A 786-nucleotide genomic window follows, 5' to 3' on the forward strand; every position below is an offset into this window, starting at 1 on the left:
GAATATGAATCGAAAATTTGGAACCTATTTGGTGGGAACCTTTGAGCCGCAAGCCCGAAACAGGTTAATCCAAGCACCTGTTGTCCATTTTGATGAAACCGGCTTACGAAGTGAAGGGAAAACGCAATGGTTACATACGTTGAGTACCGATCAAGTGACGTTACAGTATGTTCACGAAAAACGCGGCACAGATGCGATAAACGAGATCGATCTTTTGCCGAAATTCCAAGGCATTGCCGTTCATGATTGTCTGGCATCATATTTTGTTTATGAAAAGTGTGAACATGCCGTGTGCAATGCCCATTTACTTCGCGACCTAAAGGCCGTTCACGAACAAACGAAACAAACATGGACACAGGATATGATGGAAATTCTCCTTTTGGCGAAACAGGAGAGAGAACGTCAAAATGCACCTCTGAATCCCATGGTTGTCGCATGGATGGATGATACCTACACAGCCATTCTGGAAAAAGGATATATGGAGAACGCTGCAATGGCGAATCATGACGCGGAAAAGTTATTAAATCGACTCTCCAAACGCCAAGATTCCGTCCTACTATTTGTAGAAAATCCAAGTGTCCCCTTTGACAATAACTTGGCCGAACGAGATTTACGAATGGCTAAAGTGAAACAAAAAGTCTCAGGTACCTTCCGAAGTGGAACGGGCGCACAGAATTTCGCGATGGCACGAAGCTTTTTAAGCACACTGAAAAAGCAAAAAAAGAACCTGTTTGAATCCATTAAACAAGTAATGAAAACAGGGGAAATACAATTATTTGAAACATA

At 42.4% G+C, this 786-nt stretch carries 1 protein-coding gene; it reads left to right on the top strand.

Going from position 1 to position 786, the window contains the following annotated elements; translation table 11 throughout:
- On the top strand, nucleotides 1–786 hold a 786-nt coding region (gene tnpC / locus AC1UFB_RS20255), incomplete at both ends, for an IS66 family transposase (protein ID WP_482589947.1).

The sequence above is a fragment of the Priestia sp. KCTC 13724 genome (assembly GCF_056820425.1).